This window comes from Candidatus Aminicenantes bacterium (assembly GCA_011049425.1).
GTDB lineage: Bacteria > Acidobacteriota > Aminicenantia > UBA2199 > UBA2199 > UBA876.
Map to the genome: position 1 here is coordinate 11,676 of DSBM01000134.1, position 24,393 is coordinate 36,068.

Sequence of the window (24,393 nt, forward strand, 5' to 3'; positions counted from 1 at the left end):
GAGTTGACAAGAAAGAGGAAGTTGGGGAGTTGAGAAGTTGGGGAGTTCGGTAGAAAATAGCAGGTGACAATCGTACGGGCGGTTCGCGAACCGCCCCTTTTCACTTTTCGCTCGTGTGCACTCTGGGTATTTCACTTTTCACTTAAAATTGTGCCTTCTGCACTTGTTTTTGTCTTATTGTTAATAACTTGGTATAATAAAAGTGTTGAGGGGGCTGGAAAAATGAATTTTTCGTGGGAAAGCAGATGTTAAAATTTAAAAAAATCAATAAAGAAAAAGATTTCGCCCCGGAATTGACCCGAGAGGAATTTGTGGAGTTTCTGTACAAACACCTGGACCGCTTCGGTGACTCCCGGGAAGCCATTCAGAAATCCCTGCGTTATGCCTTTTCCGACCAGGAAGGCAAAGGGGGATTTCTTTTGGCCGCCTGGGAGGGAGACGAACTGGTGGGTGAACTGGTGATGATCGATACCGGCATGGGCGGCTACATCCCGGAACATTTCCTGGTATACGTGGCGGTTGACCCGCGCTTCCGTGGACGGGGCTACGGCCGCCAGATCATTGAAAAATCGCTGGAAACCTCTGAAGGCGACATTGCGCTGCACGTTGAATACGACAACCCCGCCAAACGCCTGTACGAGCGCATCGGCTTTTCAACCAAATACGCTGAAATGCGCTATCGCAAAGAGGACTGATTGGCCACCCTGACCGTCCACACCGGGCGCATCATCGACAACATTACCCGCCTGGAATCCTACCTCTCCCGCCAGGGGGTCCAGTGGACCCTTGTCACCAAGATGCTGTGCGGGTACCGGCCCATACTGGAAAAGGTGTTGGCCGCGCCGGTCATCCGCCGTCTCCACTCCATTGCGGATTCACGCATATCCAACCTCAAGATGATCAAGTCCCTGCATCCGGACCTGGTCACCATGTACATCAAACCCCCGGCGCTGGAGCAGGTGGCTAATGTAATTCGTTACGCCGACATCTCCCTCAACACCACTCTGCGTACCCTGGAAGCCCTGAACGACGAAGCCCGGCGCCAGGAGCGGACCCACCGCGTGATCGTGATGATCGAGTTGGGGGAATTGCGCGAGGGCATCAACCGCGAGAATGTACTGCAGTTCTACGAACGCACCTTCAACCTCAGCCACATTCAGGTCAGCGGCATCGGCACCAATTTGGGTTGCATGTACGGGGTGGAACCGACCTATGACAAACTGATCCAGCTTTCGTTGTTCAAGCAGTTGATTGAGAACAAGTTCCAGCAGAAGTTGGAGCTCCTCTCCGGCGGCAGTTCCATCACCCTGCCCATTCTGCCCCGCAAAAAAGTCCCTCGCGATGTTAACCACTTCCGCATCGGAGAAACCGCCTTCCTGGGGCGGGAGCTGGACTCGGGAAAACGTTTCCAGAACCTCTCCACTGCGGCTTTTGACTTCAGCGGCGAGATCATCGAACTCAAAACCAAAGACTCCAGCCCCGACGGCATCCTGAGCGAGGCTGCGGTGGGCCAGGTGGCGGACGAGCCTACGGAAACCGCCGCGGACGCGCCCGCGCGCCGCGCGGAACGCTGTATCCTGGATTTCGGGGAACTGGACGTGGATGTGCACGGTCTCAAGCCCAAGGACCCGGGCGTCCGCTTTGTCGGCACCACCTCGGACATGACGGTATACGAGATCACCAAGGAAAAACACCAGTACCGCGTGGGCCGGCGCCTGCACTTCGAACCCAACTACATCGCCATCGCGCGCCTGATGAACTCGCGCTATATGACAAAGACGGTTGTGTAAATAAAGTTGGAGAGTTGGAGGGGGGGTTAGAGATGGCTCTGCAGGTCAGCAACCGTCAGCTCGCAATCCCGCAGGATACGTGATAACAAACCTTTTCCGATTGTTTCGCCCCGATGAACCGGCACTACCGTGCAACGTCCATCCACATGACGCAGGAATTGATGGCTGCCCCGGGTACGGATCACAACGAATCCAAATTTTTTCAGCAGAGAAATCAGTTTTGTGCCGGTAAGTGCCCACTTTTAGACGGAAACGCGTTGAACGCCCACGAATTCCCTATGGATGGGTTCTTCAACTTCCAGGCACATGGCGATTGCTTCACGAATTCGATCCACCAACAGGTCCAACGATCCAGCCTGGGTATGGCATCCCCGCAGTTCCGGAACGGATCCCACGTAAACACCGTCCTCATCCCGTTCAATTACTACGCTGAATTCCCGTTTCATTTGACCACCTCCCACGGGATAACACTCTCCCGCAAGTCAGATCATTAATCACATTCTGGCATAGAATAACCCGCGGTACAACCAGGCCCAGGCGAATTGCCTGCTTTCTCCTATCCCCTTCGGTATCTGTAGGGCGCTCCGGCCTGTCCTGACACCTTTTTTTAAATCCGAAGCACGAAATTCGAAATCCCAAACAAATTCAAATGATCCAAATCCCAATGTTCCAAACAAAAGCATAAAGCATTAAAACAAACTCATCTGAATCTCAGTTGTTTTTCCCTGCTTTTTTATTCCTTCTCCTTTATTCCTTATTCAGCGCCCTCAGGGTTTGCCTCCTGTCACCTGTCTCCTCTCTGTGTTTGCATTCATCCGGCCGAGGGAGTATAATTTATTGTTAGGTTTGAACTTCATAGTCAGGAATAAACAAAAGAGGAAATCATGCCACACAATCTTCTGGAGATAGACAACCTCACCCTGAAGTTGGATGACAAGACCATTCTGGACGGCCTGACATTGGATATCTGGGAACACCATACCCACGCCATCATGGGCATCAACGGCGCGGGGAAATCCACCCTGGCCAACACCATCATGGGTCTGAACGGCTACGGGGAGTTCAGCGGGGAGATCCGTTTCCTGGGTAAATCCCTGAAGGGTTTGGGGATCGACGAACGCGCCCGCCTGGGTATTACCCTCTCCTGGCAGGAGCCCGCCCGCTTTGAAGGCCTCAAGGTGCGCGATTTTATTCGTTCTTCCGCCAGGGACAAGAGCGATGCCGCCGTTCAGGCTGCACTTACAACCGTGGGGATCAACCCCGATCGTTACCTGGAGCGGGCCGTGGACCGCACCCTCAGCGGCGGCGAACGCAAAAAAGTGGAACTGGCTTCGATCCTGGCCATGAAACCGCGCCTGGCCCTGCTGGATGAGCCCGATTCGGGCATCGACATCGAGTCGATTGAGCGCATCTTTAACGTGGTGCGCCTTTTGCGCGAGGAGGGCACCACCGTGGTGTTCATTACCCACAGCATGGCGGTGTTGCAGCAGGCAGAGCATGCTTTTCTGCTCTGCCACGGCCGCCTGGTGGACCAGGGCAATGTGAAAAAAATCAGCCGCTACTTCGAGGGCGAATGCATGCCCTGCGATGTCCGTGACCCGGAAAAGAAGGAGAAAGCAATATGAGCCCGCAACAGGCCCTGGAGGAGATCGCCCGCCAATCCGAATTGGATCCCCACGCCATGAACGATCCGGATGTGGCCCGCCTGATCATCAACGAAAACAAGGTGCTGGCGGAAAACACCGTACCCGGTCTGGAAGTGGACGTCATGGAGCTGGAACACGGCGTAGACGTGAAAATGGTGCTGGCCCCGGATACGGTGCTCCACAAGCCCGTCCACCTCTGCTTCGGAGTGATCCCGGAAAAAGGCATCCAGCACATTATCATGAACGTCCACATCGGCGCCCGCTCCCGCATCCGCCTCAATGCCCATTGCACCTTCCCCTTTGCCACCGATGTGCAACACATCATGGACGCAAAAATCCATCTGGAAGAAGGCGCGGATTACACCTATTTTGAGCGCCACGTGCATTCGGAATCGGGAGGTATCACCGTGGTTCCCAAAGCCGAGGTGTTCGTGGGCAAAGACGCCCGCTTCAAGACCGAGTTCGAACTGATCCGCGGCCGCGTGGGCAAGATGGACATCCGCTACACCACCCACGGCGCGGCCGGATCCCTGGTGGACATGACCGCCCGCGTTAACGGCAAAGGCGACGACCACCTCAAGCTGGCTGAGATTTCCTTCCTGGAAGGCGAAGAATCCCGCAGCGTGCTCACCTCCAAGGTGGCGGTCCGCGATGACGCCGTGGCCGAGGTGTTCAACCAGATCACGGCGACCGGCGACAACGCCCGTGGTCACGTGGACTGCAAAGAGATCGTGTTGGACCGCGGCCGCGCCCGCGCCACACCCATCGTGGACGTACGCAACCCCAGCGCCCACGTCACCCACGAGGCGGCGGTCGGCAGCGTGGACAAAAAGCAGCTCGAGACCCTGATGTCGCGGGGATTGGATGAAGACGCGGCCTCCGAACTGATCATCCAGGGGCTGCTGAGTTAACAGGGCAGAAGGTGCGGCGGAATTTTTCCCGGCTATTTATTTTCTCCAGGCTCTTGCCGCTCTGGAAAAAAAAACACTTCTTCAATGGGCAATCCAAAGAAACTGGCAATGTCATGAGCCAGGCGCAATGAGGGGTTGTACTTTCCTTTCTCTAAAAAGACGATGGTCTCGCGCCGTACACCGACTTTCCGGGCCAATTCCAGCTGGGAAAGTCCGTGGCGCGCGCGCAATTCCCGGATACGGTTAGTCATGTTTCATGGCGAATGCGCGCACACCGATCCAACAGAACAGGAAAATCACGGCCATGCCCAGGATACCGGCCCCGATCAGGCTGTTGACGGACATACTGATGCGGTCACTCAGCAACAAAACCAACAGCCACATGTAAATAGAAATGTAGTAAGAAAGAGAGGCCGCCCGGTTCAGCACGTTTTTCGACAGTTCATCTTCAGGCGGTTCTTTTCGACGCAGACTCCGGGCCCTGCCAATACCGATGAACAGGCCGAAACCAACCATCAACACCACTCCGGCCACCATCAGGGCCTCCTGGATGTTACCGGAAACCTCACCCTCAAGCGCCCATAAAACCAGCCCAGCCAGTACCAATGCACTGATAACCAAAGAAACAATGGTTTTTTTCACGTTGCCTCCGCAAACCCCAATGTTATGTAATTATAACAAAGTGTTAGAAATATACTACATATTTTTCTATTTTTTTTTCAGCCCGCAGCGGATCGAACCCGTACAGCCGGCGGTGAAACTTGACACCGATTTCATAAGTTCCTATGATCGGCCCGGACGCAAATTCCAATAGCAAAAAAGCTTGTGACTTCCTGCGGAGAAAATGACATGGAAAAAACGATTTCCTGGGAGAGCCGGGTCGGGCTTTTAACAAATCCGCTGGTTTTAAAGCAAACGGCCCTGACCGTCATCGGCGCCGGCCTGATCATGGCTTTTCTTCTGAGTTTCATTATGGCCGTGACCGGTGAATTCTCAAGCATCCTTCCCTTGCTGGGAGCGAGCGTACTCGTTGCCGCGGGGTTGGGGTTATTGGCCGCGTTTATCATGCTGGTGTTTATGGGCAACCGGGTGCGAGTCCGCTTCACCGTGAGCAAAGACGGTATACTTTGGCAGACCGTTGACAAGCGGGTCCTGGGGACCAACCGCCTGGCGGTTATCGCCGGCGTTCTGGGCGGAAGCATGCAAACCGCCGGAGCCGGCGCCCTAGCCACGTCACGGGAAAAAGAGTTTGTCGCCTGGAACGAAATCGCCACCATGGAAACCAACCCCAAGCACCTGCAGATTGTGCTGCGGAACAGCTGGCGCCCGGTGATGATGGTGGTCTGTCTCCCGGAAAACTTTCAAATGGTTGTGGATTACGCAACCCAGAGGATCCACCCAGCCACGGCGGAGGACGGGGCGCCGCGCAAAGCCGTCGTCAAACCCATTGGCCGGGCCCTCCTGAGGAGCCTGGCGGTGAGCCTGACTTCCGCTCCGGTTTTTATGTTGAACAGTTCGTGGATCGAACTGGATCCGTTTTTTCCGCTGCTGATGTTTTGCTTCGCCCTGGCAACCGTCTGGTTGATCCCTTTCTTCGGATGGGTTGTGCTCGGGGCGGGTGCGATCGTCGCGGCTCAGGTGCTGAGCGGAGGGATTTTCTGGTTCAGCGTCCTGGACGGCGGTGAGCAAGCCGTTTATGTGCTGGCCTGGGCCGGTTTGGTATGGCTGGCCTGGTTCTCCATAGGAGCGCTGCGGGGAAGATTTCCGCCACCCTTACTGGAGAAATAATCATACCGAACCAACTGGACAAAAAGAGATGGTGGCACTGGATTTTCGGTGTGATCCAACGCGCGGCCGCGTGCAATGATGCTCATGTCTTTGACGTTCCTGCTAAAGACAGGTTGTGTCACGACTGGCATTGGGGGAGGCTTCCCATGTGTTGTAAAAACAGAATAATCCGCGGTGTTTTACCTATTTTTGCGGTTGGTCTGTGCTTGTTGTTGTTTGGCGTCTCTTGCACCGAGAAATCACCCCGGGAGAAGGCCCAGGCAACCGTTGAATCACGGTTCACTGAGAAGAGTGAAGCGAAAGCGACCGCTTACCAACTGGCCCCCCTGGTAAGGGAAGTCCTCAAGGCTGTGGACAATGAACAGAAAGTCGCCATTGAGGCGAAAGTTGCGGTTGTGATTCCGCCAAAAGGACTTCAAAAAGAACAGAAACTGACCATATCGGAAGTTGTCAATCCGCCGCCGGTTTCCGCCAACACCCGCAGAATAGGCGTTTACAGCATAAAGTTTGATGACCCCCTGGATATTCCCGATGGTTTTGTCCTGGAGTTCAACTGCGATCTCTCAGGGAGGGAAAAAGAGATTTCCGACGGCAATTTTTTCGAGGTTGAGTTTTTCGATGAGTCAACCAAAATGTGGTTGCCGGTTCCTGCGGACTACGATGAAGCCGGTAAGGTTCTGAGGGCGGATGTTACCCGCAACGGCCTCTGGCAAGTGGTTATGGTCCAGAGTTTTTTCGGGAACCACCGGGTTCTTGTGACCGATAACTTTGTTATATTTTTCAATCTAAACGAATTTTACCCTGAAGACTTTAATCGGCTGCATCAGTTGAAAGCCAGGCAGAAACGGATTCTGGAGCTTAACCGGCTGAATACTGAGCTGGAAAAAGCCCGGCGGGATGATCCATCCAGGATTCCTTCCCTGAAGAAGGCTGTTCAGAACTTAAAAGAGGCCATCGCCAAGGAACCTTTCACAGATGGCGATAGAAACGAAATCACCCAATTGGAAAAAAAGTTGGCGGACATGCCGACTTCATTCCATAATCTTCCCGAAGATATTTACAACAGGTATGACGCTCCCAGGTATATTGTGGAGTTGGCTTATCACGGAGAAAACGCCTGGGAAAAATACAAAAAAGCGTTTGGTAAAGAGCCTTACCAAAAGAACCTCAATGTAACGACCAAATATCATCACAGCAAGGCGCTTGTAAAAACCAGAAAGGACATATCCACGTGGGAGTCTTATTCCGGCGCAACTTATGGTGTCGAGGTGTCGGACAAATTTCCCATCTACGTCCAGTCAAAAATTCAAGACCCCAAATACTATGCGCGATCCGGTTCCATTTACATCGGCATCATGCCGGCAATGCACGACTATTATATCAGCCACGAACTTTTTCACGCGGTTCAGAACAAGGATTACTGGATGGGTATGAAGCAATCGGGTTTCGGCAAGATCTCAGATTGGGTGAGATTTACCCGCAATAACAACTGGTGGCTTGAATCTACCGCGGAGTATGCCGCCAGAAAAACAGTTCTCAACAAACAGTATCCCACGTTATACAAACTCAACGCCGCTTACTTTCCCGAGGATTTCTTTTCCAGTTCTATTGACCATTCCTATAAGAATGCCTGGTTCTGGAATTACCTGGTCGAAAACAGAAGAATCTCCTTTGCGGATATGTACAAAACAGTTGCTGAAGCTTCCACAACCCAGGGGTTGCAAACCGTTTTGGAAAAAACTTTAAAGTCAAAAAGCGGCAGTACGCTTACTCACCTATACCGTGACTTTGTCGGTCATGCCCTGTTTGACGGTACGAACCCTTTCCAGGGTAAACTTCCCGTTGAACCATTGCCTTTGGACAGGAAGCAAAGAATCGTGAAGTTTTCCCTCCCTCAGGGACTGGTTGCCCAGGTTCAGGGACTTCTGCCCGAAGATCCCGGAAGGGGACGGTCTTTCGAAGTAAATTTTCATACCACTTACAACACTTCTTACCATCAGATGGGCAGGATGAAACCCTGGTGGGTGGATGTTTACCTGCTTAAACAGAACGACCGTAAGAACAAGGTTGAGTATGTGGGAGGATGGAGCCTGGAATTGTTTCTGAGTAATCCTGCAAACAAGACCTTTGAGAAGACGTATCCGGTCCACATGGGGCCTGGAGATGGCTTGTATGCAGTAGCTACTGGGCATTTGGATAGTGGAAGCACCTTTACTGTGCATGTAAAGGAGATAGATGAGGACAAGGCTTCCGGTTATTGGAAATTAGTTAAAGTAGAAAATGCAGGTGTCAAAGCCACTGACCGGGGGAGAGAAGGTGGAAAATATATAAAAACCGTTACTCGCAGCGGTCACATCGAGGCAAGAGGACGAATAATGAAGGGGAGAGACAGGGATCAACTGGAGGCGCTGACCCTCAGCCTGAAATGGGCTCCGCCGCCTGCAGCGGCAACCCCCGGCGATCAATGGGACGGTCGGTACAAGGCCGAAGTACTCGAAGATATTCATCAGGACACCAGCACCGGTGAAATCAGGGGGAAAAACACGGGTTATTATTCTGTAAAATGTGAATTCGGGGCGGCACGTACCGAAAAGCCGTTGATCCCCGACAGGCTCCCGATTCTTCATCCCGCGGTTCACATGATAAGAGGCGAGATGGATCCCAGATTGCAGGAGGGTTCTGTTTATACCTTCTACGACAGGTCATCAGATTATAAATACCTTTGCTTGTATGTCAGGGGGGGGCTGAGTACTCCCATGGGCACTGCCTTTGATGCCTATTTTTACTTTTACGAATGGACTCCGGGCAAACCTCCCGCTGGAAATGCCGGCAAAACAACAGACCCAGCGGCAACCCCTGCGGCATCTCCGGCATCCTCGCCGCAAGATCGCGGGGATGACTACCTGAAGAGGTTGTCTGCGGCTAAAACTCGATATGAAGCGGCTTACTCCCGGTACACGACTTTAACCACCACCGGTGGACCGGGAAACGTTCAGGAAGCATTGGACGAATACCGGGAGGCTCACAGGGCCTTGAAAGAACTGGAGGCGGAAAGAGGCGGCGCGGGAAAAAAATGAATCTGCGCATAAAGCGGGAGGCATACGACTTTCCCCTGCCTCCAAGCGCCGTTCATTTCGGTATTTGCAAAAGTCAGAAAGACTTTAGACATCGCCTTGTGTTTCGCCACCAGCCTCTGGCCAATCGCCTATTGCCTTTTGCCCCTCGCCACTTGCCATTCTCCCCATTTACTATTTTTTCGAAAAATTCGATAATATTCCCATGGCGGAACCCGCAGCCCTGCCTTCCCCGGTGATGATTATCGGCGTAAGTGGTTTCCTGGGACGGCACCTGGCGGCTTTCCTGGCCGGCCGCGGAGTGGAGGTGCTGGGCACCACCCGCTCAGAGGATCTTGATGAACTTCCCGAAGGGGTCAGCCGACTCCATACCTGGAACGGCCGCGACGAAGCCGAACTGGCGCCGCTGCTGAAAGGGGTGGCAGGGGTGGTCAACTTCGCCGGCTCGCCGTTGAAAACCGTACCCTGGACTCCGGCTTTTCGCCGCCGGTTGCGGGACAGCCGCATCCGCAGCACCGCGGCCCTGATGGCGGCCCTTTCGGGAGGGCGCAAAACCGTACGCGTGCTCCAGGGGTCAGCCGTGGGAATCTACGGCGACACGAAAAACCGCTGGGTGGATGAGGATTCTCCATCCGGGCGGGGTTTTCTGGCCGGGCTGGTGAGCGATTGGGAAACAGCGGCGCGGGAATTGCGACCGAAACGGGTATCCCTGGCCCTGTTGCGCACGGGCGTGGTGTTGTCCCCGGACGGCGGTTTCCTGAAGCGCTTGCATGCAGTCCAGAGCCTGGGTGTAACTCCCCTGCCCGGAGGCGGACGCCAATGGCTGGCCTGGATCCACTTGAGCGACTACCTGGAAGCTCTGGCCTTCCTGCTGGCCGATACGGAAATCACCGGCCCGGTGAACCTGTGCGCGCCGTTTCCGCAGCATTTCTCCGTTCTGGCCGCGGCGGCAAGCCGGGGCAAAATCAAGCGCCTGCCGCTGTACATTCCCGCGGGCCCGGTGCGCTGCGTGCTGGGCGCCGCCGCGGAACCGCTGCTGGAAGGTCAGCGCGCCCGGTCCAAGCGCCTGAAAGCCGCCGGGTTCCGCTTTGCCTACCCCAAAATAAAGGCGGGCACGAAATTCTGACCGCCTGCGAAACTATAAGAGGCTGCAAGCCCCGGAAAAACCTTTCTTAATCGTGGTCCAGCTTTCGCCTCTTTTTCAGTGATCGGCACGGCGCGCGAAAATGCCGTCAAGCACACGCTTCATCTTGTCAACCGCCCCGTCAACGGCCTGTTCAATGGTGGCTGCGTGATGGCTGACCGAGGTTGACTGGAGCCCGGCGGGGCGCGCTTCCAGCAGGCAGCGCATATCATTGCCGCCGCCTTTCTTGGCGCTGTTCTCATCACTGAGATGAACCTCGATACGGGTGACCTGGCCGATGAAACGCTTTAAGCCTTTCTTTACCACGGCTTCTACTTTGACGGACAATTCCGTTCCGCCCGTGATGTTGCGATCGGTGTTGACCTGAACATGCATGCGACTCGCCTCCTTTTCTCATGTTAACATAAGTAGTATAAAGTTGAAGAGTTTGAAAAAATGGTAGGGGCGAAAAATCTTTCGCTCTTACGTCCGAAACAAATGGTTTTCCTTGCTCCTGTCACCTTGCCTTCGCCCATCGCCCCTTGCCTCTCGCCACTGGCCATTCACATTCATTCAACCGGAAAACGTCTGCCTTTCATCACAGCGCCCGAAGCTTTCCTCATCACGAGTTTGAGTTGGGGGTTTGGGAAAAAGTTGTTGCTTTTTATGGAGCGAATTGCTAAGATTCGATCCCGAAGGGAACCGATTGAAAACGGGGCGAAATGGCTGGAAACGACAGTAGACCCACCCACCTGGGCGGAAAGAAGTTTGATCGGGTCGAGATGGGCCCGCTGGAACTTGTCTACTTCAACCTGGTCAAGTTAAAGCCGGGCACAATCATCAACGGCCGCTACCGCATAAAAAGGCTGATCGGCAAAGGCGGGTTCGGCATCATTTTCGAGGCACTTGACATCACCCTGGGCACAAGTATGGCGGTTAAGTTCCTCAATCCCGAGTTGACGAAGGAAGACAGGAAATTTCTGCGCGTCACGCGCGAGATCAATATCGCGCGCAAGATCAGCGACGAACGCATTATCAAGGTGTTTTCACTGGAAAGTTGGCGCGGAATCCATTTCCTGGTCATGGAACTCGCCTCCGGACGCAGCCTGAAGTCGCTCCTGGAAGATAAATGTCCCTTGACCTGGGCGGAATTCAAGGACATATTTATCAACATCCTGGAAGCGGTGGCCGTGTTGCACTGCAACGGTATCGTTCATAGGGACCTGAAGCCGGCCAATATCCTGATCGATGAAAACAAGCGCATCAAGATCCTCGATTTTGGTTTGGCCAAAGAGGTCATGGACATGGAAAAGACCTCAACTGTCGGCGAAATCGTAGGATCGCCCTATTACATGTCACCTGAACAAATCCGCGGGAACGCCATCGGGTACGCCTCGGATGTGTACCAGCTGGGATTGATCCTCTGCCGCGTACTGACAAACCGTCATCCCTTCGAAAGCTCAAGCACCATGGAAATGATTTCCAAGCAACTCGCCAAAAAGCCGGATCCGCCGCAAGTGGATAAGGGCAGCTTGCCGCCTTTCCTCTATATCGGGATTGAGAAAGCCCTGGAAAAGGCCCCGGAGCGACGCTTCCGTGACGCCGGCACCATGGCCGATTTCTTTCGCAAGCAAAAGGTCTCCCGGTTACGCCGCGGGCTGCTGACCCTGAACCGCAGGCCGCTGAAAGCGGGCCTGATCGGCATGATTCTAAGCGCTACTATTTTTTTTGGTTTTCAGGCAACTTTCGGCTCCCAAAAGATCCACAGGTTCATTTCCCGGGAAGGTGTTCTTCAGGCCCGCAACCGCCTGGGCATCCAACTATGGAAAAAAGATTTTTCCCCGTTCCACGTCTTTGCCGCTTATTCCACCAAGCTCTCGGCGCCCCTACTACTGGGAACGGGCAGTTCCCCCGAAATTCCCTTCCTTGACCTGGGAGATGATCCGGTTACGATTGCCCTCCTGGCTCCACCCCTGGAAAAGCCTTTTCCGGTTGAGATGTCCATTGCGGATGACACCCTCATGTGCCGACTGGCCATCGTGTCATCCACCGGCAAACTGTTAAAAAAGGAACCCCTGTCCGGCCACTATGACGCATACGATTACGTTCAGATCACCAGGCCCCATGCTTTCCAAAATCACGGCTTGAACGCCAGCGGGGAAACCTGCGTTTCTTTCACCCTGCAGCAGTATCAGGGCATGCATCCTTCTGCCCTGATATACATGGAGGGCCTCGAAAAATACGTGTACACCCATCCGGGGAGATTCACAGCCGCCCTGCTGGAACGAAACGATGAAAAAGTGTCTTTTATGTTGGTCGGAATCAACAACCTGATCGCCCACAGTCAATTTATATCTGAATTTGTGTTTGACAAATCCACAACCAGCACACGTCTGCTCAAGGGCATTCCCAGCATGGCTTCTGGTCAACGTAACAATGTCCCTGATGAAGACCGGCTCTTTTTCCTGCCATTTCGGGCACGAATACTGAAAAACCGCTGGCGTGAAGAGGGGCGCGCCCGCTTTACCGAACAAGCCAACGGAGATTTACTCGATTTCGACCGCGACGGGCGCCTGACCATGCAGTCCACAAGGGGGAGCACGGTTTATTCCGATCGGCTTGATACGCTGCGCCGGCTCTATACGCTTGTGAATATGAGCTTTCAGGAAAAGCTAGTAAAACACAATCCACGGAATGCGCTGGCCTTGATCAATCAAGCCGGCTCTTTCTCTATCGAAAACCCCTTCCTGCGCTCAATTGTCCTCTACTTGAAAGGCGACCTGGAGATCGCACTCGGGCGCTATGGGGATGGAGAAAAGACCCTGCAGCAAGCGTTGTCGATTTATCCCGGTAACAAGGATGCCTGTGAGAGGCTCTGTGAAATGGAAATGCTCCGGGGTGACACGCCGGCCGCCCTCACCCGCCTGACCGACAGCCGCTCAGACAGCACACAGTTCTGGGGTTTTGCCGTTTTTGGTGTGAACTTGTTTAAAGGCTATCTGTTTCTGCACACAGGCCTGTTCAACCAAGCCGAAGCCGAGTTTAACCGTATCGGGAATAGAGTAGAGGACATTGCTCAATTCTGCCTGGCAACCAAAGCCTTTTTCGGAGGTGATTACGAAATAGCACAAACCCGCCTGCTTGAGTTGGAGCAAATGGCCCTTGACGCTGTTGACGTGCGCGAGCTGCGATTGCTATTGGGCCGCACCTTGTTGCTGAACTCCGGAAACAGGGAAAAAGCGCGATTTTTATTTAATGACATCTCTTACAACTCGCTGGATTTCGGTCACTTGGCTGAAGTTTCATCCTGCTATCTCCTGGCACGTGCCGGCCGGACAGCCGAAGCGGCGCAATCCGCCCAAACGGCTTTTGAACGTCTGAGAGAGAAGGCACGCGGTGATTTCATAACCCGGCTGTGGTTATTCTACGATGCATACGTGTACGGCCTTGTCATGGAGATGGCCGGAGACAGCGAACAGGCGGAACGCGGTTTCAGGGAATGCATCGCGGCCAATCCGCACACGGAATTGGCCGCGAAGGCAAGGAAATGGTTGAGCAAAAAGCAAAGATCATAACCGACAGCAACCGGACACCCTTTTTTCGCTTCTGATTTTGTTTACATCCCGTGGGTCTCGATACGGCTCCAGTTTCCCCGGCCGACGATGATGTGATCCAATACGGGGATACCCAGCAGGCGCCCCGCCCGCACCAGGCGACGCGTGGTTTCCAGGTCTTCCGGGCTGGGGATGACTTTGCCGGAGGGATGATTGTGAACCAGCACAACCGCGGCGGCACGGTCGGATATGGCTCCGCAGAAAACTTCTCTGGGATGGACCAGAGACTGGTTGAGGGTGCCTACAAAAACAGTGCGGCGGCGCACCAGGTGGTGGGCGCCGTCGAGGGTGATGACCAAAAAATGTTCCTGGGTTTTCTCCTGGATGTCCACCACCAGGGGCAAAACATCTTCGGGACGGTGAACGCCACGGCCGCGGCGATCGTTGAAGCGCCGGGCCAGTTCCAGGGTCGCGGCCACAGCAGCGGCCCGGGCCGGCCCCATGCCGCTGATGGTCTCTAATTGCGCCATGGTGACGTTTCCGTCCTCGCGGCGCACCAGGTTCAACACTTCATCCGCCAGGGCATACACATGCCGTTTCTGCGTGCCGCTGCGCAGGATCAAAGCCACCAGCTCGCGGTCGGACAGCGCCGGCGGGCCCTTTTGCGCCAGTTTCTCCCGCGGGCGGTCGTACACGTATTGTTCCGCGATCTTCAAGGTCATGCAAACAAACCAGCAAAACCGATGCCATTAACCTTATCAGTATTTGTAGAAGGTAGAACGTAGAAGACCTCGGGAGTATTTGCAGGAAGATTCCGGAAGTATCTGTAGGCTTTTTTGGAGTGCCTCCCTCACACCTCGTTTTCCTTCACCCGTGGTACGGGCGGTTCACGAACCGCCCCGTTCTGACCTCTTTCCCGCCTCTGGCCCCTAGCCACTGGCCACTCGCCTTCCCCCGGTTGACTCTCCTCTCCCCCTGGCATACAATTATTTATGCCGGGGTAACGCGAAAACCGCCCCCCCTTGGAGCCCGACATGCCTGAATACAACGCCTTTGATACCGCCCGCGCCCAGTTTGATCACATCGCGGAGGTTTTGGACCTGGATAGCGCCACCTGCGCCCTGTTGCGGGATACGCTACGGGAATACCATTTCAGCATTCCCGTAACAATGGACGACGGCTCCATCCAGGTGTTCCGGGGCTTTCGCGTGGTGCACAACGATGCCCGGGGACCGGCCAAAGGGGGGATTCGTTTTCATCCCCAGGAAACCATAGACACGGTGCGTGCTATGGCCATGTGGATGACCTGGAAATGCGCGGTGGTCAACATTCCCCTGGGCGGAGCCAAGGGTGGGGTGATTTGTGACCCTCACCACTTGAGCCTGACGGAGCAGGAACGGTTGTGTCGCGGCTGGGTACGAAAAGTCGCGCGCGACGTCGGCCCCCTGTCGGATGTACCCGCCCCGGACATGATGACCAACGCCCGCCACATGCTGTGGATGCTGGACGAGTATGAGGCCATATACGGAGACAAGTACCCGGGTTTCATTACCGGCAAGCCGGTAGACATGGGGGGATCCCTGGGCCGGGTGGAATCAACCGGATACGGATTGGTTTTCGCGCTGCGGGAAGCCCTGAAAGAGTTGAATATCCGGCCCGGGGATACGCGCGCCAGCGTTCAGGGATTCGGAAACGTGGCGCGTCACGCCATTGATCTCTATACACAACTGGGTGGAACTGTAACAACCGTGGCCTGTTGGAACCCGGAAACGGAGGCCGGGGTAACCTTCCGCAAGAAAGTGGGCATCAATCTGGATGAACTGCTGCCCATTACCGACAGTTTCGGCGGCATCAGCATTGATCAGGCCCGGGACCTGGGCTACGAAGTGCTGGATGCCGACGCCTGGCTGGAACAGGAGGTGGAGATTCTGATCCCCGCCGCCCTGGAGAACCAGATCCACGCGGGCAACGTGGAACACATCCACCGCAACGTGCGCATCATGGCGGAAGGTGCCAACGGCCCCACGTCGGTTGAAGCCGATGCCGTGATCCGGGAGCGCGGCATTTTCGTAATTCCCGACTTCCTGGCCAACGCCGGCGGTGTCACCTGCAGCTACTTTGAACAGGTGCAGAGCAACATGAATTACTACTGGGAAAAAGACGAGGTGCTGGGCAAGTTGGACACCAAGATGACCGCGGCGTTTATCCGCGTCAGTGAACTGGCTCGCCGCAAGAAACTGCAGATGCGGGATGCCGCTTACGTGATCGCCGTTGATAGTGTGGCCCGGGCATGCCACAACCGCGGCTGGGTGTAATCCCCGGCCGGGTAAATGCGATAAAAACGTGTTTTAACCCCGTTGACGGGGGAGCCTCAAGGGGTATAGGATGACGGATCGAATAACCACGGTGTCGCCCTTCCGCCGCCAGGATGACCCACGCCCGCCAATCACACGTATAGGGACGGGGAGTCTTGGCGGCAAGGCATCCGGCCTGACGGCACTCCGGCAGGATCTGGAGCAGCGCTTCGGCAATGCCGATTACCGGGGTTTCCTGGTGGACATTCCCCCCTTTACCGTCATTGCCACGGATTTCTTTGACCGTTTCATGAAACAGAACGACCTGGCCACTGTGGTGGAAACGGAGCCGCCCGACGACCGCATCGCCCACCACTTCATGCGTGGTGAACTTCCGGTTGACCTTACCGGTGATTTGCACCATTTAATCGCACGTACGCGTCATCCCCTGGCGGTGCGTTCTTCAGGTATGTTGGAAGATGCCGCCGATTCACCTTTTGCCGGGATCTACGCCACCAAGATGATTCCCAACAACCAGCCGGACACGGACGCCCGCTTCCGCAGCCTGGTGGAAGCCATCAAGTTCGTTTACGCCTCTACGTTCTTTTCCGCGGCCCGCGCTTACCGCGAAGCGGTGGGTTTCAGCCCCTGGGACGAAAAAATGGCCGTCATGATCCAGGACGTGGCCGGCCGGGAGCGCAACAAGCGCCACTACCCGATTATTTCCGGAGTGGCCCGATCCTTCAACTTCTATCCCCAGGGAGCGGCCAAACCCGAAGAAGGGGTAGTAGACCTGGCCCTGGGGTTAGGCAAAAGCATTGTGGATGGCGGACAAACCTGGAGCTACTCCCCCGCCCACCCACGCGCCGTTCCGCCTTTCGGATCCACATCAGACTGGCTCAAGCAGACCCAGCGCAAATTCTGGGCCGTCAACATGGTCCGGCCCAAAAAAGTCAACCCCCTGGAAGAAACGGAATTCCTCATCCACCTGGAACTTGAAGAAGCCGATTACGACAACACCCTGAAAAGGGTGGCTTCCACCTACGACGCCGCATCGGACCGCATCCAACCCGGCGTGGCCGTACAGGGCCCACGCATCATCTCCTTCGCGCCCATACTCCAGGTGGGGCTGATGCCCCTGAACGACCTGTTGCGGGAACTGCTCAAATTGGGCGAGGAAGCCGCCGGATCTCCCGTTGAAATGGAGTTCGCCCTGGACTGGAAAAACAACAGCAAAGATCCCGCGGTTTTTTCGGTGTTGCAGATCCGCCCCCTTGCCTTGTCAGCCGAAGAGGTCGAAATCACCCGGGCGGAGTTCAACGCCCCCAATCGCTTGCTGGCCACAGCCGGCGCTCTCGGCAACGGGGTGATAAAGGGCATTCGCGACATCGTCTATTTACCGCGTGAAAGTTTCGATTTCAAATATTCCCAAAAGATCGCCCGGGAGTTGGCGGACCTCAACCGCGTCCTGTTGCAACAGCAACGCCCCTTTCTGCTTATGGGTTTCGGCCGTTGGGGATCATCGGACCCCTGGTTGGGGGTTCCGGTCAACTGGGGCCGGATTTCCGGAGCCCGCGCCATGGTTGAATCCACCCCGGCGGGAGGGCATGTTGATTTGAGTCAGGGATCTCACTTTTTTCACAACCTAACCAACCTCAAGATTCCGTTTTTCTCAATCCGCTACGGTCGTGACTTCCTCGACTGGGAATGGTTGGACAAACAGGAAGCGGAAACAGAAACGCGGCATATCCGCCACCTTCACCTGGATAGCCCTTTAACAATCAAGGTGGACGGGCGGTCTCGCCAAGGAGTCATACTGCGATGAATGACGGCAAACCCATGGACGGCCTGATGCGGGACCTGCAGGAACGCGCCAAGGAACTCAATTGCCTGTACATGGTTGAAGAGGTTCTCAGCGAAACCCGGGATGACCTGGACGCCATGTTCCGCGGCCTGTTGCACGTCATCCCCGACGGCTGGCAATTCCCCGAACTCTGCCAGGTCAAACTGGAATACCAGGAGCAATCCTGGTTTACCCGGGACTACGAAGATACGCCGTGGCAACAGACCGTCGACATCGTGGTTCAGGAAAAGCCCGTCGGCCGCATCACCGTGTCTTACCGAGAAGAGGTTCCGGCTTCCAAAGACGGGATATTCCTCAAAGAAGAGACCCGCTTGATCAACTCCATAGCCGAACGCATCGGCCACACGGTGCTGCACCGGGAGCTCAAAGAGGTTTACCAGGAATGGCGACAGGCCGGCAACATGATCAACCACCGCCAGGACCAGTGGGAAGTCATCGTGGACCTGCTGCAGAAAACCGACAAAAAGCTTTTTATCTACCTCTCCCACAAGATGCTCCACTACCTGTGCTGGAACGGGGTGGAAAGCGCGAAAACCCTGTTGCAGAGTTTCAGCGGACGCGGGCAACTCAACGAGAAAGAGTTGCTGGAAGACGACAACCGTCCCCAGGCCAAGCAGACTATGGACAACCTCTACCTGATCGGGCGCCAGGTCTTTCACATCGCCGCGCGCAACCTCAAGTCAGACGTCATCCTCTCTCATGTGCAGAAATGGATCCAGGAAGACAAATCCCGGTTCCTGGTACGGGCTATCGACGACCCCAGCTCGTCACTGCCCGAAATCATCGACTCCATCACCCGCTACCGTTTCATGCACGCCGAGGGCATCACGCTGTCGCCCTCGATTGAGAAAGGCCTGAAGGTCTCGCTGGTTCGACGCTTCTTTTCCGACCAGTTGGAGTTCATCAACGTGGCCAAGGAACACATCGATGTGGAGGACTACTACGACCTGATCCCCCACGTCATCTTCCCCCAGGGCAGCCACGGCAAACTGGGGGGGAAAAGCGCCGGCCTCTTCCTGGCGGACCGTATCCTGTGCAAAAGCCCGGAATTCGAGACCCTCTTCCCCAACCTGAAAGTACCCAAGACCTGGTATATCTCCTCAGACGGATTGATCACCTTCCTGTATTACAACAATCTGGAAGAGGTAATCGAACAGAAATACAAGAACGTGGATGAAATCACCCTGGAATACCCCAACATTATCCAGATATTCAAGAATTCCCATTTTCCGCCGGAGATCATCCGCGGACTCTCGATGGCCCTGGATGACCTGGGAGAAACCCCCATCATCGTACGCAGTTCGAGCCTGCTGGAAGACCGTTTGGGTGCCGCGTTTTCCGGTAAGTACAAGAGCCTGTTCCTGGCCAACCGCGGTTCCAAGACGGAACGCCTGGACGCCCTGAAAGACGCCATCGCGGAGATCTACGCCTCGACATTCTCCCCCGATCCCATTGAATATCGCACCGAGCGGGGCCTGCTGGATTTCTTTGAAGAAATGGGCATCATGATCCAGGAAGTGGTTGGGCACAAAGTCGGTGACTTCTTTTTGCCCACTTTCGCCGGCGTGGCTTTCAGTCACAACGAGTTCCGCTGGTCGGCACGCATTGAACGCGAAGACGGATTGATCCGCATGGTACCCGGACTTGGCACTCGCGCGGTGGACCGGGTGGCTGATGATTATCCCTGCCTGATCGCCCCGGGGAAACCCGACCTGCGGGTGAATGTAACACCGGAAGAGGTCCAGCGCTACTCCCCACGATACGTGGACTTGATCAACCTGAAAACCAACTCTTTCCAAACCATGGAGATCCGGGAACTGTTGCGGCTTCACGGAGATGACATCAACGGCATCCACCGCGTGGTATCCATCAAGGATGGAGATATGATTACTCCCCCCACATCGATAATGAACATCGATTTCGAAAACCACGAACTGGTGGCCAACTTTGAGGGTTTGATTCAGCGTACGCCGTTTATCAGCCGCATGCGCAACCTGCTGAACCTGTTAAAGCAAAAAATCGGCTGCCCGGTGGATGTGGAATTCGCCCATGACGGCACCCACCTCTACTTGCTGCAGTGCCGGCCGCAGAGCTATTCCCGCGATATTCAGCCCAGCCCCATTCCCAAGGACATCCCCATCCAGGACACGGTGTTTACGGCCAACCGCTATATCTCCAACGGCAGTATTCCGGATATCACCCACGTTGTGTACGTGGACCCGGACGGGTACAACAACCTTTCTTCGCACCAGGAGTTGAAACGGGTCGGAACCGTTGTCGGCCGCCTGAATAAACTTCTTCCCAAACGCCAGTTCATTTTGATGGGACCGGGGCGTTGGGGCAGCCGCGGTGACATCAAGCTGGGTGTCAGCGTCACCTATTCAGAAATCAACAACACCGCGGCCCTGGTGGAAGTGGCCAAGAAAAAAGGCAATTACACCCCGGACCTGTCATTCGGCACCCACTTTTTCCAGGACTTGGTCGAGGCGTCCATCCGTTACCTGCCCCTTTATCCCGACGACCCCGACGCGGTGTTCAACGAACGCTTCTTTACATCTCAACCCAATATCCTCAAAGAAATGCTGCCGGAATTCGCTCCCCTGGAAAACGCGGTCCGGGTTATCGACATCCCCTCCGGCAACCGCGGCCGCATTCTGAAGATACTCATGAACGCGGATTTGAACCGTTGCGTGGCCATGCTGGCAGACCCCGGAGTCATGGTCTCCGAGGTTCAGCAACAGGAACCGGCAACCACGACAGGGGGCCGCCATGAAGAGTACTGGCGCTGGCGCTTGCACATGGCCGAACAAATCGCAGGCAAACTGGACGGGAAGCGCTTCGGGGTGCGTAACATCTACCTGTTCGGCAGTACCAAGAACGGCACCGCCGGACCGGGCAGCGACATCGATCTGCTTGTTCATTTTAGCGGCACAAAGAAACAGCGCGAGGAACTTGTGCTCTGGCTGGACGGCTGGAGCCGCGCCTTGGGCGAGATCAACCACCTGCGCACCGGCTACCCGGCAGAAGGCCTGCTGGACATCCACTTTGTGACCGACAAGGACATCGAAAACCGCACCAGTTATGCGGTCAAGATCGGCGCGGTCACCGATGCCGCCCGGCCGCTGGAAATGAAAACAAAAAAAGTTGAAGAGTTGAAAAGGGAAGAAGTTGAAAAAAGGTGACAGGTGATAGGAAGGCAGTTGTAGGGGCGGGTTTCAAACCCGCCCGGATTAAAATCGGCGTACGGGCGACCAACCGGTCGCCCGTACTTGGAAAGAAGGAGACAGTCCCCCGGCCAATCGCCTCTCACTACCGGCCACTCGCCCGGTTCGGGAGAAGCACTCTATTTCGTCCGTATCTTTTCTGTAAAGTACCGTTCGGCGGCGATGGCTTCGGGAGCCTCTGCAACCGTGGTTTCTTTCGGCTCCACGCAGGCGAAGCGGAAGGTTTTGCCGTTCAGGGGGCCCTGTTCCAGCAATAAGGCCCCGCGAAAGTCGCTGTTTCGCTCAGCAGCCAGCAGGGGATGCTCACCGCGCATTTCCGCCGCCAAATCTTCCACACCGGTAAATTCAAAACCTTTGCCCATGCGCGCTCCCAGGCGGGCGATGATATGCCAATTCTGCTGTTTTGCATCAATGGGGACAATGGGCGCAAGGTTCAGGCTCACCCCGTCACAGCGGGTCATGGTGCCCTCTGTTTCGGCGAAGGAAACCGCGGGCAGCACCACGTCGGCACGCTCCATGGTTTTGGTCCAGCTTCGATCCATGGCAACCACAAACTCCGGTTGATCACCGCCCTCTTTGAGGATTCCGGCTCCCACCGGGTCTTCACCCAGCACAATCAAGGCCTTGATGACGCCGTTCTCCAGGTCGGTTTTCAGATCAACATCTGATTTCGTGTTTTTGAATCCGGGCAGATGATCCGGGGTGATACCCAGTTCGCGGACGCCGGCGGCGTTGGCATGGTGATCCAACAGGATCCAGCCATTGCCGTCGAGACTGCTCCCGACAAGAAGGGTGTCCACCATGGCCGGCAGGGCGGCGTCATGGCCGCCGTCAGCCAGTGGAGGAACGATCCAAGTGGTTTCTATATCGGGATCAGCGAAAGTGTCTAGCCATTTCTCCAGGGTTTCGGCCGCAATGCCCGTCTCTTTGATTACCCTCTCTTCTGAAAATCCAGTGGCATGGGAACGCAAATCCTGTCCGTTTTTTACCCGGATCTCCACTTTGTCTGGATCGATTTTGCCGGCTTTAATCCACTGGTGCACCAGGACATAGAACAGGGAAGAAGCGGTTCCCGGCCGGGGGGTCAGCCAAAGGTCGGATAGGGCGGCCATGCGCTCATTGGTTTCACCCAAGACCACCACCCGGGCACCGCGTTTGCGGGCGCGGCGGATCAGGTATTCCACCACCAGGCTTTCCTCACCCATGGCACCGGGGAGCACACCGATAACTTTGGCCGTTTCCAGGTCGTTCAGGTTGGCCGTGGACAGGGTGGCCCCCAACTGCGAATTCAATCCGGACACGGCCCGGCCTGAATTCAGGTAAGAGAAGCTGCCCAAACGAGAAGTGCCGATGGCCTGGCGGGCCATTTTCTGGGCCAGGTACAGGGCCTCGTTGCTCCAGCGCGGCGAAACGAACACACCCACAGCTTCCGGTCCGTGTTTTTCAACCACTTTGGAAAGGCCGGTCTGGACCTTTTCCAGGACCACGTCCCAATCCGCCGCTTCGTGTCCATCTGCGTTGCGCAGATGAGGCCGCGAAACGGGCTTATTGTCCACCAGGTAGCGATGACCGAAACGGCCCCTGGCGCAGAGAATGCCGTGGTTGGGCCCCTGTTGCACATCTTCGGTGGTATTGGCCACGTGGAAATGGTCTGAAGCCAGGATTTTGAAATTTACCGCGCATCCCAGGGAACAGAATTGACACACCGAAGGCATGTTTTCTTTGGCCAGGGTACCCAGTATTTTGTGGGGGAAGTGTTCGGAAAGGGCGCCGGTGGGACAGGTGTCCACACAGTTGCCACAGGCCACGCAAGGCGTTTCGACCAGCGGTTTCTCAAGCGCCGGCCGCACCACGGATCGAAAGCCGCGGTGGACGAATCCCAGGGCCGCCACACCCAATTCATCGGTGCACATGCGTACGCAACGCCCGCAACTGATGCACTTGTTGGGGTCATTGATCACCAAGGGGTGGCTGCAATCCACGTGGTACTCTTGCGTTTCCCCGCGGAAAGGCGTGAGATCCACCTCGAATTCATCGGCATAATGCCGCAATTGACAATCAAAGTACTCAACACAGCCGCATTCAAGGCAACGCTTTGTTTCAGTCTGCACCTGTTCGCTGACGTAGCCGCCTTCCACTTCGCAAAAATTTTTGATGCGTTCTTTGGCCGGCAGTTCCGGCAGGTGCTGCCTGGGTAGATCAACAGCCACGTCCTCCAGTTCCGCCCGCGCGACATCGTGAAAAACGTGTTTGAAACTGTTAAAGTGGAAATCGGCCCCTTCCGCGCTGCCGGTACGCAATTTGCTGTCAATGGCCAGGGCGGCGCGTTTACCCTGGGCAATGGCACCGATGGCGGTCCAGGCACCTGTTACCACGTCGCCTCCGGCGAATACGCCCGGGATCGATGTCTCCAGGGTTTTTTCATCTGCGCGGACAGTGCCCCACTTTTCCAGTTCGCAGCCGTTTTCGCCCTGGTTGAATGCGGTGTCCACCTGCTGTCCAATGGCGCCGATCAGGGTGCCGCATTCCAAGACAAACTCGGAACCAGGGATGGGCACAGGCCGGGGACGACCGCCGCCCCCCACTTCCTGGAGCGACATCTTTAAGCATTCCACGCCCTTGAGGCGACCGTTTTCGCGCACAATGGATTTGGGGTTGGTCAGAAAATGAAACTCCACTCCCTCACTGCGGGCGGCTTCGACTTCTTCTTCGTGCGCCGGCATTTCGCGGATGCTGCGGCGGTAAACAATGACCACTTTTTCAGCGCCGCAACGCAATGCCGTGCGTGCGGCATCGATGGCGGTATTGCCACCGCCCACCACGGCCACGGTGCCGTTAAATTCCGGTGGCCCTTCAATTTGAACCTTCCTTAAAAATTCGATCCCTTTCAATACGCCTTCGGTGTCATCTTCGTGTTCCAGGCGCATGGTCGAGGCGCGGTGGGCGCCCACACCCAAAAAGACCGCGTCATATTTGCCTTTCAAACCGGCAATGGTGATGTCGCGGCCCAGTTCTATTCCCAGCTTCACCTCAACACCCAGACCGGTGATCCAGGCGATCTCCTCGTCCATAATCGCCTTGGGCAGGCGGTACTCCGGGATACCGTAGCGCATCATGCCGCCCAG

18 protein-coding genes are annotated in these 24,393 nt (G+C 55.7%); 11 read left to right on the forward strand and 7 right to left on the reverse strand.

Features of this window, described 5'->3' with window-relative positions:
* Positions 1-245 precede the first annotated feature (245 nt).
* Together ENN40_09105 and ENN40_09110 are read left to right on the forward strand one after the other, a co-directional pair.
* Complete coding sequence (locus ENN40_09105) at positions 246-695, forward strand: N-acetyltransferase (protein ID HDP95501.1); 450 nt, start codon at positions 246-248, stop codon at positions 693-695.
* Complete coding sequence (locus tag ENN40_09110) at positions 696-1,790, forward strand: alanine/ornithine racemase family PLP-dependent enzyme (GenBank protein ID HDP95502.1); 1,095 nt, start codon at positions 696-698, stop codon at positions 1,788-1,790. It abuts the gene before it with no gap.
* A gap of 26 nt (positions 1,791-1,816) precedes the next feature.
* Here ENN40_09110 and ENN40_09115 read toward each other — a convergent pair whose 3' ends face one another.
* Both ENN40_09115 and ENN40_09120 read right to left on the reverse strand, forming a co-directional pair.
* Positions 1,817-2,008 (reverse strand): addiction module toxin, HicA family, encoded by a 192-nt coding sequence (locus tag ENN40_09115; protein HDP95503.1) that lies wholly within the window; start codon positions 2,006-2,008, stop codon positions 1,817-1,819.
* A gap of 24 nt (positions 2,009-2,032) precedes the next feature.
* Complete coding sequence (locus tag ENN40_09120) at positions 2,033-2,236, reverse strand: type II toxin-antitoxin system HicB family antitoxin (GenBank protein ID HDP95504.1); 204 nt, start codon at positions 2,234-2,236, stop codon at positions 2,033-2,035.
* Positions 2,237-2,674: 438 nt separating this feature from the next.
* Here ENN40_09120 and ENN40_09125 point away from each other — a divergent pair, with 438 nt between their 5' ends.
* Entirely contained in the window at positions 2,675-3,415 is a 741-nt protein-coding gene (locus ENN40_09125) for an ABC transporter ATP-binding protein (protein ID HDP95505.1), read from the forward strand.
* The gene (locus tag ENN40_09130) at positions 3,412-4,347 is read left to right on the forward strand and encodes a SufBD protein (protein HDP95506.1); all 936 of its coding nucleotides are present in this window, start codon (positions 3,412-3,414) and stop codon (positions 4,345-4,347) included. Before ENN40_09125 ends, ENN40_09130 begins: the two co-directional genes overlap by 4 nt.
* A gap of 32 nt (positions 4,348-4,379) precedes the next feature.
* On the opposite strand, the gene ENN40_09135 is transcribed toward ENN40_09130, so the two are convergent.
* Entirely contained in the window at positions 4,380-4,598 is a 219-nt protein-coding gene (locus ENN40_09135) for a transcriptional regulator (protein ID HDP95507.1), read from the reverse strand.
* Complete coding sequence (locus tag ENN40_09140) at positions 4,591-4,989, reverse strand: hypothetical protein (protein ID HDP95508.1); 399 nt, start codon at positions 4,987-4,989, stop codon at positions 4,591-4,593. Before ENN40_09140 ends, ENN40_09135 begins: the two co-directional genes overlap by 8 nt.
* Before the next feature lie 207 nt (positions 4,990-5,196).
* Between ENN40_09140 and ENN40_09145 the strand changes: the two genes are divergently transcribed.
* The 3 genes from ENN40_09145 to ENN40_09155 all read left to right on the forward strand — a co-directional run bounded on the left by ENN40_09145 (position 5,197) and on the right by ENN40_09155 (position 10,335).
* Positions 5,197-6,135: a hypothetical protein gene (locus ENN40_09145; protein HDP95509.1), complete on the forward strand. Its 939-nt coding sequence runs from the start codon at positions 5,197-5,199 to the stop codon at positions 6,133-6,135.
* A complete protein-coding gene (locus tag ENN40_09150; GenBank protein HDP95510.1) occupies positions 6,069-9,212 on the forward strand; it encodes a hypothetical protein in 3,144 nt (1,047 codons plus the stop codon). The genes ENN40_09145 and ENN40_09150 overlap by 67 nt, the downstream gene beginning before the upstream one ends.
* Before the next feature lie 202 nt (positions 9,213-9,414).
* The gene (locus tag ENN40_09155; GenBank protein HDP95511.1) at positions 9,415-10,335 is read left to right on the forward strand and encodes a TIGR01777 family protein; all 921 of its coding nucleotides are present in this window, start codon (positions 9,415-9,417) and stop codon (positions 10,333-10,335) included.
* Between the two features lie 75 nt (positions 10,336-10,410).
* Here ENN40_09155 and ENN40_09160 read toward each other — a convergent pair whose 3' ends face one another.
* Entirely contained in the window at positions 10,411-10,728 is a 318-nt protein-coding gene (locus ENN40_09160) for an HPF/RaiA family ribosome-associated protein (GenBank protein ID HDP95512.1), read from the reverse strand.
* Positions 10,729-11,054: 326 nt separating this feature from the next.
* On the opposite strand from ENN40_09160, the gene ENN40_09165 reads away from it, so the two are divergent.
* Positions 11,055-13,907 (forward strand): serine/threonine protein kinase, encoded by a 2,853-nt coding sequence (locus ENN40_09165; GenBank protein ID HDP95513.1) that lies wholly within the window; start codon positions 11,055-11,057, stop codon positions 13,905-13,907.
* Positions 13,908-13,948: 41 nt separating this feature from the next.
* Here the strand turns inward: ENN40_09165 and radC are convergent, their stop codons facing one another.
* Positions 13,949-14,608 (reverse strand): DNA repair protein RadC, encoded by a 660-nt coding sequence (gene radC, locus ENN40_09170; protein HDP95514.1) that lies wholly within the window; start codon positions 14,606-14,608, stop codon positions 13,949-13,951.
* Positions 14,609-14,920: 312 nt separating this feature from the next.
* Here radC and ENN40_09175 point away from each other — a divergent pair, with 312 nt between their 5' ends.
* The 3 genes from ENN40_09175 to ENN40_09185 all read left to right on the forward strand — a co-directional run bounded on the left by ENN40_09175 (position 14,921) and on the right by ENN40_09185 (position 21,226).
* Positions 14,921-16,201: a Glu/Leu/Phe/Val dehydrogenase gene (locus ENN40_09175; GenBank protein ID HDP95515.1), complete on the forward strand. Its 1,281-nt coding sequence runs from the start codon at positions 14,921-14,923 to the stop codon at positions 16,199-16,201.
* A 70-nt stretch (positions 16,202-16,271) separates the two neighbouring features.
* Positions 16,272-18,005, forward strand: a complete 1,734-nt coding sequence (locus ENN40_09180) for a hypothetical protein (protein HDP95516.1) — start codon at positions 16,272-16,274, stop codon at positions 18,003-18,005.
* Positions 18,002-21,226, forward strand: a complete 3,225-nt coding sequence (locus ENN40_09185; protein ID HDP95517.1) for a pyruvate, phosphate dikinase — start codon at positions 18,002-18,004, stop codon at positions 21,224-21,226. The genes ENN40_09180 and ENN40_09185 overlap by 4 nt, the downstream gene beginning before the upstream one ends.
* A 161-nt stretch (positions 21,227-21,387) precedes the next feature.
* Here ENN40_09185 and ENN40_09190 read toward each other — a convergent pair.
* A partial coding sequence (locus tag ENN40_09190; GenBank protein ID HDP95518.1) for a hypothetical protein occupies positions 21,388-24,393 on the reverse strand: 3,006 nt, incomplete at its 5' end.

Bases quoted from the DNA above. Each gene is read 5' to 3' on its own strand.
- ENN40_09130 (HDP95506.1), top strand. From the start codon at position 3,412: ATGAGCCCGCAACAGGCCCTGGAGGAGATCGCCCGCCAATCCGAATTG.
- ENN40_09150 (HDP95510.1), top strand. From the start codon at position 6,069: ATGGCTGGCCTGGTTCTCCATAGGAGCGCTGCGGGGAAGATTTCCGCC.
- ENN40_09175 (HDP95515.1), top strand. From the start codon at position 14,921: ATGCCTGAATACAACGCCTTTGATACCGCCCGCGCCCAGTTTGATCAC.
- ENN40_09145 (HDP95509.1), top strand. From the start codon at position 5,197: ATGGAAAAAACGATTTCCTGGGAGAGCCGGGTCGGGCTTTTAACAAAT.
- ENN40_09165 (HDP95513.1), top strand. From the start codon at position 11,055: ATGGCTGGAAACGACAGTAGACCCACCCACCTGGGCGGAAAGAAGTTT.
- ENN40_09135 (HDP95507.1), bottom strand. From the start codon at position 4,598: ATGACTAACCGTATCCGGGAATTGCGCGCGCGCCACGGACTTTCCCAG.
- ENN40_09180 (HDP95516.1), top strand. From the start codon at position 16,272: ATGACGGATCGAATAACCACGGTGTCGCCCTTCCGCCGCCAGGATGAC.
- ENN40_09120 (HDP95504.1), bottom strand. From the start codon at position 2,236: ATGAAACGGGAATTCAGCGTAGTAATTGAACGGGATGAGGACGGTGTT.
- radC (HDP95514.1), bottom strand. From the start codon at position 14,608: ATGACCTTGAAGATCGCGGAACAATACGTGTACGACCGCCCGCGGGAG.
- ENN40_09155 (HDP95511.1), top strand. From the start codon at position 9,415: ATGGCGGAACCCGCAGCCCTGCCTTCCCCGGTGATGATTATCGGCGTA.
- ENN40_09185 (HDP95517.1), top strand. From the start codon at position 18,002: ATGAATGACGGCAAACCCATGGACGGCCTGATGCGGGACCTGCAGGAA.
- ENN40_09160 (HDP95512.1), bottom strand. From the start codon at position 10,728: ATGCATGTTCAGGTCAACACCGATCGCAACATCACGGGCGGAACGGAA.
- ENN40_09105 (HDP95501.1), top strand. From the start codon at position 246: ATGTTAAAATTTAAAAAAATCAATAAAGAAAAAGATTTCGCCCCGGAA.
- ENN40_09125 (HDP95505.1), top strand. From the start codon at position 2,675: ATGCCACACAATCTTCTGGAGATAGACAACCTCACCCTGAAGTTGGAT.